This is a genomic window from Methanoculleus chikugoensis, from assembly GCF_900095385.1.
GTDB lineage: Archaea > Halobacteriota > Methanomicrobia > Methanomicrobiales > Methanoculleaceae > Methanoculleus > Methanoculleus chikugoensis_A.
Map to the genome: position 1 here is coordinate 20,963 of NZ_FMID01000007.1, position 6,211 is coordinate 27,173.

Genomic DNA, 6,211 nt, shown 5'->3' on the forward strand with positions numbered 1-6,211 from the left:
GCCGGGAGGAGGGGATTTCAGCCTTTTTTTCAGCCCGGAGATCGGGTCGGACATCTCCGATACAGCAACCCGCGGGTGCCGTAACCGTCCCATGCGGGTATTGCTCCGACGTCCCGGCTGCATGCTCTGATGAGCATAAAGTCTACTTAACCTGATTGAATCCATCAGAAAGTATATCTGATATTAAATAGCATTTCGAACCATCCGAAACGTCCGCTCCTAATTCAGAGAGGTGACGAGCCTCAGTTGTCCTGAAGGCTTTTCAAGAGTGCGTGCTGTTTCGCAGCCGACATGGCTCTTCGCGGACGAGAACGGGCACGAAGCCAGGCCGGATCGGAGCGTCGAGATGAGAGGCATACGAGAATCAATCACCCGCTGGACAGAAGACCATCTCGGGGGGCGGCCGCCGCACACCGTCGTGATCGCCGAACTCTACCTGCTCTGCATATCGCTCCTCTGGTTCCTTCCGGGCTTTCTCGCGCCGGAACTCTTCGGTGGGGGCAACACCTACCCGTTCATCATCTTCGAATACGGCGGCGTATACCTGCTCGCGGCCGTTCTCTTCGGGTGCTCCGCAGCACTTCTCTTCGCACTGGTGAGGAGGAAGGCCGGATCGGGCCTGCGGGTACTCGCCCTGGCCGTCGCGCTCGTCCTGCTCTACCTGGTCCCCGCCCTTCTCGCAGGATCGATGCAGATGATACTGCCGTTTTACGTTCCCGGGTGGGCCTACTTCGGCCTATCGCCCGCCGTCGACGTCCTGATGAGCGCCGTCATCTCTCTTTCGGGCATCGGCCTCCTCTCTCTCGCGACGATCTTGCCCATCCTCCTCATCGACCGGTACGCCCCGATGAAGCGGCCGTACGCCACCGCGGCAGTGCTCGGCACCCTCCTCTTCCCCTGCCTGACGGTGGCGATCTTCAGGATCGATCCCGTTCCGTCCCTCGTCCCCTGGCTCTCCCTCTCCCTCTCGACCCTCTCCGTCCTCTGCCTCGGGGTCGCCGGGGCGGCGGTGCTCTCCATCCCTCTGGTCGTCCGCCGTCTCCTGAAGGGGAGCGGCAACCCGCCGCAGCAGGCCCGGATCTTCGGGTTGCTTCTCCTCTGTCTCCTCCTCGTCTGGTTCGTCCCGGGATACCTCGACCCCGGATGTTTTCTTACGGGCTACGATCACTCCAGCCCCAATCCCTGGTTGAAGCGGTGCTGGTTTGTTCCCCAGGGACCCGGGGATCTTGAATACCCGTGGTCCACCGTCCCCACGATCGAAGGCAACTATCTCATCGACGAACCCTGTCTTGGGGGTAGCCCTCTTTCGCTCTCATCTCTCTCCGGAAAGGTATATCGCACAGTATACACCCGGGAACACACGGAGGAGAGATACATCGCCGAACAGTGGTGGTACGAGAACGAACGGACGTTCAGAAGCGATAAGAAAGCAGCACTTGAATCCCTGACCGGTTTCGGAGAAATTTCGGAGACGACGCTCGATCTCGGCGACCACCTCCGTGCCGCCGGGTTCGAACGCTCCGACGCGGAGAGGGAATACCCCGCCTGGCTCTTTGTCGGCAAGACCACGAGGGGCTACATCCTCACCTACGAGAGGCCGTTTGACGACGGCAGGAGCAACGACTTCTTCATCGTCTACTACGGGACATACAGCACCGTGGGCCCCGACCCGGACAGGTCCCTCAAAGCGCTGATCGCACAGCGGCTATCCCCGTCGGCGATCCGGGCCCCGGGCGAGGGGCTCGATGAAGAGGTACGACCGAACCGGATGCCGGAGGCGAAACCGTTCCTCTACATCTCAGAGATGATCCGGTATGCCGGCATCCTCCTCCTGACGCCCTTCCTCTTCGGGTGCTCCGCCGCTCTCCTCTTTGCGGGTACGCTGACCGAACTGGAGACCCGGAAAAGGCGGATCGTTGGTGCGATTCCGCTCCTCGCCGCCGTCCTCCTGTTCCTCTCCCTCATCTCCGCCTACCTGACCGGTTCGACATGGATGCCAATCCCGCCGTTTTACCTCCCCACGAGCGAGCCTCTCGGTGTATCGACGCTTCTCGATGCCCTGCTGAACCTCATGATATTCCTGTCGGCCCTCACGCTCATCGGTCTCGGGGTGATCGCGCCGTACCTTCTCCTCAAGCGCCATCTTCCCCTGAAGCGACCTTGCCGGGCTGTTCTCGTCTCGGGCACCCTCGTCTTCGGCATCCTCATCTACCCGCTCATGATGATGCATGCCGTCTGGCAGGGATTGCGTCCTGCCCCCTGGATCTCTCCCTTTGTCTGGATGGCCCTCGGGTTCTGCCTTGCCGCCGCGTGGGCGGTGGTGATCTACGCAGTCCAGGCAGTGACGGGGCGGGGGGGTAAATCGCCGTGAACGTCACCCACCCTGCAGGTGAATTTCGGAAAGGTAAAGATAGTAGCTATCGGCAACAGTCATTCAGTGTGAATCCATGACGTTCGACCGCCCGGCGACCCTGCAGAACCTCAAGCGCCTCCTCCCCGCCTCGCTTTTCGCCGGCCTCGTCGGCGGCGGACTGCTGGCGCTCCTGACCCACGTCCATACCTGGTGCTGGAGCGATATCGCCTGCTACAACCATGGGCTCTTCGACGGCATCGGCACGTACCAGAACCTGGTGCTCGGCATCCTCGCCCTCCTCCTCGCGGGGATGCTCCCGGTCGCCCTCTCGCGGGAGGGCGGGGCAAACAGGAGTGCGGCCGTCCTTGCAGGCGGGATCGCCGGATGTGTAGCGTTTTTAATCAACGAACTCCATTTTACGACCATATTGGTCTTCGGCCACGGAAGCTCCGCCGGACCCGGGGATCTCCTCTCTGCGATCTGCTCTACCCTCGCGAACCACGCTCTTCCCCTCCTCGCGATCGGCCTCGCTATGGCAGTCCTCGCCGCCCTCGGGGCCTTCGTCGTCTCGTTCTTCCGGGAGAGAGCGGCCGGGCCGGACGAGGGTGCCGCGGCATCCCGGCTCATCCTCTGCTCCACGGCCGCCGCCATCCTCGTCGTCGCGGTTCTCCCCCCGCTCGCCGCCCATGCGATGCTCGGTGCGGGGATGATCGACGTGAACCCCGGAACAGCGCTGATGACGGCCGCCGTCTCCGCCGAGCGCACCGCGCCCGACGCAATCGTCATCACCGTCGAGGAGGTGCCTCCCGCCTCCGTGCTCGACCCCGATCTGCCGTTCTCGGTCTTCATGAACGGAGTCGACGTCTCGAACGCCTCCGCGTGCGCCGCAAGCGGTTTTACCGCGACGGTCGACCCGACCGGGGGACTTGCGGCTGTTAGAGGGTCACAGGCCGCCTGGACGGGGGGCGGGGTATCGAACAACGGCACGCCGGTGTACGTCGTGGTCATGGCTCACGGAACTGACGGCTCGGAGATCATCGTCCTGAGCCTCATGATCTAAAGCAGGTTGACGCCACGCTCCGCCGGCGCGTTGCGGAGAAAATACCCGCGGGAGAGTCTTTGCGGGTAAAAAGAGAACCGGGAATGTCGGGGTCCTACGACCCCTCGGTCCGGGTATCGTAATCTTCGTTCAAGACGTGCTCTTTCACGACCGTCCCCTCCGGGATGATCACCTCCGGCCAGAGCCGGGTCCCGGAGTGGATGACCACGCCGCTCTTCATGACCACGTGCGGCCCGATGACCGTGTCGTGCTCGATGTTGCACCCGCTGCCGATGAGGGTGTCGTTGTCGATGATGCTCCCGCTGACGGTACTGTCTCTCCCGATCACCACCCGGTTGTAGATGGACGAAGAGAAGATCTTCGCGCTGTTCTTGATGATACAGCCTTCCCCGATGCTCGTATACGGCCCGATGATGACGTTCTCCTCGATGATCGTCCCGGCTCCGATCGAGACCGGCCCGATCACCCGGGAGTTCGCCGCAATCGAGACGCAACTCCCTACCTGCGCCGGGCCGAGGATCCGGGCGCCCTTGATGTAGAGGTCGCCGGAGATGTTCGTGAACCCGATATCCTGCAGTTTCCACCGTTCCGCTTCGCGGAGCGACCTCGGGCTCCCCACGTCCGACCAGTTGCCGCGGGCAAGCCAGGCTCTGAGGGGGTAACCCTTCTCCATCAGTTCGGGGAAGAGGTTCCGGGCGAAGTCGAACTTCTCGCCGGTCGGGATATGGTCGAAGATCTCCGGGTTGCAGACGTACATCCCGGTGCTCGCAAGGTTCGAGAAGATCTCGCCCGGGCTCGGCTTCTCCTTGAACCGTTTGATCTGGTAGTTTGCATCGATCTCGGCGATCCCGTACTCCGTCGGGTCGTCGATGCTGATGAGCCCGATGGTGGTGATCGAGTCGTTTCCAAGGTGCTCGCGGTAGAACTCGAGCAGGTTCAGGCCCACCACGTGGTCGCCGCCGACGACCAGGAACGGCTGCTCTTCAAGGTATTTCTGGGCGTTCTTGACGCTCCCCGCCGTCCCGAGTTTCGTCTTCTCGTGGACGTAGGTGACGTTGACCCCGAAGAGCGACCCGTCCCCGAGGGCCGCCTCGATGGACTCGCTCATGTAGCCGAGCGTGATCACCACGTCGTTGAACCCGAGGTTCGCGAGGTGTGAGACAAGGTGCTGGATCGAGGGTTTGTTGACGATTGGAATACACGGCTTAGGACGCCCGAATGTGAGGGGGCGGAGCCGTGTGCCCTCCCCTCCGCACATAATGCACACCTTCATGCCACTCCATTGTATGCGTATCGATTTAACCCTATTGGGGCGGCAAAGCACTCGTTCGCGAACCTTTATCCATCATTATGCAAAGAATCTACAGGATGACGGCGTTCGAATGTAACCTCTGCGGAAAGTGCTGCATGCAGGCAGGCGGCGCGCTCATCGAGGTCGAGAAGAGGCTCACGAGCCGCGATTTCCTCTGCCGGCAGAAGGTCGTCGGCGGCACGTTCCGCGCCCGGGTAGAGGAGCGGTTCCTCGACGCCTTCAGGGAGACCTCCGAGAACGACAGACACCCCTCCTGGTGCCCGTTCCTCCGGCCCCTCCCCGGGGAGAGGGGGAAGTACGTCTGCACCATCCATGACAGCCGCCCGCTGATCTGCCGGTCGTACATCTGCTGCACCATGCGGATCTTCGATTCCGGCGGGCAGGAGGCCGGGAGGGTGAAAGGGAGGAGAAGCCTCGTCACCGAGGATGCCGCTCTCCGCCGGTGCTGGGAGGAGGGGGTCGCACCGCTCGCAATCGACGACGATACCGCCTGGAAAAGCGAGGTTGCCGCGGTCCTCGGCAGTGCGGGATACCGGGTCGAAGCTTATGAATGAACCCCGGCGTCTTACGGTCGTCCGGGGCCGGGTCCGGTGCACGGAAAAGGAGAGCGTTCCCGTCGACCAATGCAGGCTCTGCGTCCATTCCGCTCGCGTCGTGGTCAAAGGAATAGAGCTGCCGTCGCCGGCACGGGCCTACTGCAGCCGGTGCCGGGACGCACCCGATATCGCCATGGCAAAGATCGAGGCGGTTCTCTGCGACGACCTCTCCGGCGAGGGGTTCCGCAGCATCGCAAACATCATCAGTTAACCGGGCTACTTCCGCCAGAACTCCCAGGGGTGCTTTGTCTGGAACGGAACGCCCTTCGCCTCTTTGTTCCAGTCGGTCTCGATCGTGTGGTGGACCAGCCGGACTTCGTTCCTAAGCTCGGTAAGGACTTCTTTGACATCCTCAAGTTCCTGCTGGAGCCGGTTCAACTCCTCAAACGAGCGCGGTTGCCGGACCGTCACCGCCCCCGCCTCCTTGGAGGCAAGACCGGCCTCAATCAACTCGAGAATCGCCTCGTTTCTGTCGAACGCGTTATCCCTGGCAAACTGGTCGATCTGCTCCATCAGGTCGGAATCGAGCGCAAACGAACATCTCATCACCATAGGTCGTCCACCCTCTGTATTGTACCTGTCTGCTGATTATAGTGTCTCCCGTCCGGAGAGGGAACAGCCTCATCCGGCGCAGTGTCTTCGTAAAAAAAGTGTCCGGATCCTCTATGGAGGACAGCCCGGTCAACTGATATTTTCCATGTTGTATCCTTTCTGAGCGAGCAGGTCCTTCACCCGCTCGCGATGGTTGCCCTGCAGCTCGATCGAGGAGTCCTTGACCGTGCCGCCACAGGCCAGTTTCGCTTTCAGGAACTTGGAGAGGTCTTCGAGATCGATGTCATAGGGGTCGAGGCCCTCGATGACCGTGACTTCTTTCCCATACCGGCGCCTGT

7 protein-coding genes are annotated in these 6,211 nt (G+C 61.9%); 4 read left to right on the forward strand and 3 right to left on the reverse strand.

The window, feature by feature from the left end; genetic code table 11:
- Window positions 1-268: 268 nt before the first annotated feature.
- Window positions 269-2,371, forward strand: a complete 2,103-nt coding sequence (locus tag L21_RS01610; protein ID WP_074368759.1) for a hypothetical protein — start codon at window positions 269-271, stop codon at window positions 2,369-2,371.
- A 76-nt stretch (window positions 2,372-2,447) separates the two neighbouring features.
- Window positions 2,448-3,413, forward strand: a complete 966-nt coding sequence (locus tag L21_RS01615; RefSeq protein WP_074368760.1) for a hypothetical protein — start codon at window positions 2,448-2,450, stop codon at window positions 3,411-3,413.
- Between the two features lie 94 nt (window positions 3,414-3,507).
- Here the strand turns inward: L21_RS01615 and L21_RS01620 are convergent, their stop codons facing one another.
- Complete coding sequence (locus L21_RS01620; protein WP_074368761.1) at window positions 3,508-4,686, reverse strand: nucleotidyltransferase family protein; 1,179 nt, start codon at window positions 4,684-4,686, stop codon at window positions 3,508-3,510.
- Window positions 4,687-4,781: 95 nt separating this feature from the next.
- Between L21_RS01620 and L21_RS01625 the strand changes: the two genes are divergently transcribed.
- Window positions 4,782-5,279, forward strand: a complete 498-nt coding sequence (locus L21_RS01625; protein WP_256711947.1) for a YkgJ family cysteine cluster protein — start codon at window positions 4,782-4,784, stop codon at window positions 5,277-5,279.
- Window positions 5,272-5,532, forward strand: coding sequence for a hypothetical protein (locus L21_RS01630; RefSeq protein WP_074368763.1), 261 nt, complete (start codon window positions 5,272-5,274; stop codon window positions 5,530-5,532). Before L21_RS01625 ends, L21_RS01630 begins: the two co-directional genes overlap by 8 nt.
- A 5-nt stretch (window positions 5,533-5,537) precedes the next feature.
- On the opposite strand, the gene L21_RS01635 is transcribed toward L21_RS01630, so the two are convergent.
- Complete coding sequence (locus tag L21_RS01635) at window positions 5,538-5,873, reverse strand: type II secretion system protein E (RefSeq protein WP_074368764.1); 336 nt, start codon at window positions 5,871-5,873, stop codon at window positions 5,538-5,540.
- Window positions 5,874-6,002: 129 nt separating this feature from the next.
- A partial coding sequence (gene yciH / locus L21_RS01640; protein ID WP_074368765.1) for a stress response translation initiation inhibitor YciH occupies window positions 6,003-6,211 on the reverse strand: 209 nt, incomplete at its 5' end.